The sequence below is a fragment of the Sphingobium sp. genome, from assembly GCF_033795625.1.
Lineage (GTDB): Bacteria > Pseudomonadota > Alphaproteobacteria > Sphingomonadales > Sphingomonadaceae > Sphingobium.
In genome coordinates, this window is record NZ_JARYGI010000077.1 from 1 (window position 1) to 3,725 (window position 3,725).

A 3,725-nucleotide genomic window follows, 5' to 3' on the forward strand; every position below is an offset into this window, starting at 1 on the left:
TTGGAACTCTGCGCGGAGACCATAATCGGCTCGGCTTCACCGTGATGCTGACGAGCGCCCGGTTTCTGGGCGCATTTCCAGTCTCTCCTTCCGAGATCCCCGCGTCGGTCCTGGCGACCGTGATCGAACAACTCGCTCTTGAGCCCGCCACGGACGTGGACGCCTATTTTGCGGGAAGCCGGCGCATCCGGCACCTCGCGCTCATCCGGACGCACTGCGGCTTCACGGACTTTGGCGACAACGCGGTGGCGCGTTTCCGATTGACCAGATGGCTCTACGCCCTTTGTTGGAGCGGCGACGAGCGGCCCGGCCCCTTGATTGATCGAGCGGCGGCCTGGCTGATCGCCAACAAGGTGCTGCTGCCAGGCGTCACGGTCGTCGAGCGATTGGTCGGCAGAATCCGCGATCGTGCGCGGACCAGGCTTTGGCGCCATCTGGTCGCCAGCTTGAGCGATGACCAACGCGCGCGCATCGCCGCCCTGTTTGACGATGGCGACACATCCACGTTCGCCGCCTTGGACGCGCTGCGGACAGTGCCCTCCAAGCGCATGCCGACCGAGCTCTTCCGTCACCTTGATCGGCTCGATGCGGTCCGGGCGTTCAATCTGCGGCCGGCGCCACCAAGGGGTGTTCCCGCGACAACCCTTGAGCGGCTCGCGCGGGTAGCGCGTGTCAGCAAGCCTTCGGCCATTGCGGCCCTTCAGGAGCCTCGTCGAACCGCGACTGTAGCCGCGCTCTTCCATACGCTCGAAGCGGCGGCCCAGGACGATGCCGCCGAGCTGGCCGAGGTTCTGCTTGCCGATTTGGTGAAGGGGGCCGAAGCCGCCGACAAACAGGACCGTCTGCGCAGTCTGCGCGATCTCGATGGCGCCGCGATGCTGCTCCACGCGATGGGTCTGTTGGTTTTGACCGACGATGTCCTGCCCCTCAATGAATGGAGAGATGTGCTCTTCGAGCGGTTGCCCCGTCCCGACATCGAGGCCGCCATGTCCAAGGTGGAGGCGATCGCCAAGCCCGCAGAGAGCAAGCCCTACGACCAACTGCGGAGAAAGTGGCGGGGTGCCCGGAAATTGTTCTTCGAAATCACCAACCGCATCGAGACCGACGCCGCCCCGGGCGGCAAAAACGTCAAGGCCGCGATCAGCTACCTCAAGGGCGTAGACGACTGGTCGTCTCTCGCCAAGATGCGCGGCGCACCGACCGCTGCGATCCCAAAGGCGTGGAGGCAACATGTCCTGGATCATGAAGGCAGTGTGCGGGACCCGAAAGCCTATGTCTTCGCGATCATCGATGCATGGCGTCTCGCGATCAAGCATCGCGATGTGTTCGCCAAGCCCGGCATCCGATACGGAGATCCTCGGCGCGGGATGCTCGAGGGCGAGTCCTGGCACAATTCCAGGTTGATGGTGGCACGCGCCCTGGGCCGATCTCTGGAAGCCGACACTGAGATTGACGGTCTCTCCCGCCTTCTCGACGAGGCATATCGACATGTCGTCGCGCGCGCCGGCCACAATCCTGACCTGCGTTTCGAGACGGTCGCCGACAAGACCGGGATTGTGGTCACGCCCCTCGACAAGCTTGATGAATCCGAGAGCCTTCGTGCGCTGCGCGGCGCCGTCCAAACGCGCATGCCGAAGGCGGGGATGCCCGACATCTTTCTTGAAGTCATGGCGCGAACCGGATTCGCCAAGTCCTTTACCCATCTGAGCGAGCGTCAGGCCACCGTCGAGCACTTCGAGATAAGCCTGTGCGCAACCCTGGTCGGCGGCGCCTGCAACATCGGTCTTGAGCCAGTTGTGCGCCCGGAAATTGCGGCTCTGCGTCGCGACCGGCTGTCTTGGGTCAATCAGAATTTCATTCGGCCTGAGACCATAGCTGCGGCGAACGCCGCGATCGTTGCCGCCCACAATCGCCTGGATATCGTTCGCCACTGGGGCGCCGGAGAGGTGGCCAGCGCGGACGGAATGCGGTTTGTCGCTCCGTCGAGCGCCATACATGCCGGCCCCAATCCCAAATACTATGGCCAGGAGCGCGGCGTCACTTGGTACAACATGATTTCCAATCAGTTCAGCGGGCTGGCCGGAGCGGTCATCCCCGGCACCTTGCGCGACAGTTTGGTCGTCCTGGCTCTCCTGCTGGAGCAGGAAACCGAGCTCGATCCTCTGGAGATTATGACCGACACCGCTGCCTATTCCGACGCAATTTTCGGCCTGTTCTGGCTCCTGGGCTACCGATTCAGCCCCCGTCTGGCGGACATCGGCGGCGCGAAGCTGTGGCGCATCGACCGCCAGGCGAGCTACGGACAATTCGATGAGATTGCCTGGGGCAGGATCAAAATCAATCTGATTAGGGAAAACTGGTCCGACCTGATCCGTTTGGCCGGGTCGATCAAGCTCGGCCACCTCAAGGCCGCAGGCGTCATGCGCATGCTGCAGGTCAAAGACCGCCCAACGACCCTGGCCAAGGCCCTGTCTGAACTGGGGCGCATCATCAAGACGCTGCACATCCTGCGATACATCGACGACCGACCGTTCCGCCGACGGATCTTGTTTCAGCTCAACCGGCAGGAATTGCGCCACAAGCTCGGTCGGCGCGTCCATCACGGCGATCGGGGCGAAATCAGAAGCCCTTTGCGTCAAGGCCAAGAGGAGCAGCTCGGGGTCCTCGGTCTCGCCCTCAACTCCATCGTCCACTGGAACGCTGTCTACATGCAGGAAACCGTGCGCCAACTCAGCGAGGCCGGGGCGCCACCGCTGCCCGCCGATATCGCTCGACTCTCGCCGATATTCTGGCGTCACATCAATTTCCTCGGGAGCTACGACTTCTCCGTGCCCGACGCCGTCGCAAACGGCGGCCTCAGACCGCTACGCCAACCTAATTCCGAATGGGACTTTTGAAAAGAAATAATGCCCCTTACGACACTTTCTTGTTCCGCTCAGCCGCACGACCCCTGATGTGGTGTGAGGGCGCTCCTACGTCCGAATTTGACGCCACGCGCTCTTGCTTGGACACGCCCTGCGGCGGTGCGCTCGGTGATCCGCTCCCGTTCCCAGCTCGCCGCGATCCCCAACACCGCGATTATCACCTCGGCAAATTGCGAAGTCGTATCCACCATCGGCTCGGCCAGCGAACGGAAGCCAGCCCCGGCCTCCTTCACCGCATGGAGGATGTTCAACAGGTCGCGGGTATTGCGGGCAAGGCGGTCGGTCGCCGTCACCATCAGCACGTCGCCATCGTCAAGCGCGCCGATCGCGCGCTTGAGCTGGGTCCGCTCGGCCGTCGCGCCGCTGATCTTCTCTCGGTAGATTTTCACGCACCCGGCGGCGGTGAGCTGGGCGAGCTGCTGGGCCAAGTCCTGGCCGGTGGTTGAGACGCGCGCATAACCGTATATCATGACCGAAATCGTGCATCAGATTTTTGCATCAGGGAAGGGGCTGGTTTTCCTCAGGTTTCAATCTGATGCAAAAGTTTTGATTTTTGCATCAAAAGCGACCGGGATGGCAAAGATCGACCTGAACGAAAGACCGTTTTTGGATCCCCCCATTTGTGACTCGAGCGTCCGCTAATGGGGTTGCGATCGGAACACCGGCCTTCGACTCCCGCAAGCACAAAAACGGCCATCTTCCGCATCAATGTGCGACAAACAGGTGGGCACCTCTATCAACCTCGCGTTCTGACGCCTGTTTGGCAGCGGAGGGCTGATGAAGCGCTGCCTTTGCCAGTTT

At 62.2% G+C, this 3,725-nt stretch carries 1 protein-coding gene and 1 pseudogene; one reads left to right on the plus strand and one right to left on the minus strand.

Features of this window, described 5'->3' with window-relative positions:
* Positions 1-2,897, plus strand: a 2,897-nt coding sequence (locus QHC67_RS18570; RefSeq protein ID WP_319296631.1) for a Tn3 family transposase, incomplete at its 5' end; no start/stop codon positions are given.
* A 53-nt stretch (positions 2,898-2,950) separates the two neighbouring features.
* Here the strand turns inward: QHC67_RS18570 and QHC67_RS18575 are convergent.
* Positions 2,951-3,394, minus strand: a pseudogene (locus QHC67_RS18575) (recombinase family protein); the annotation flags it as partial.
* Positions 3,395-3,725: the final 331 nt, after the last annotated feature.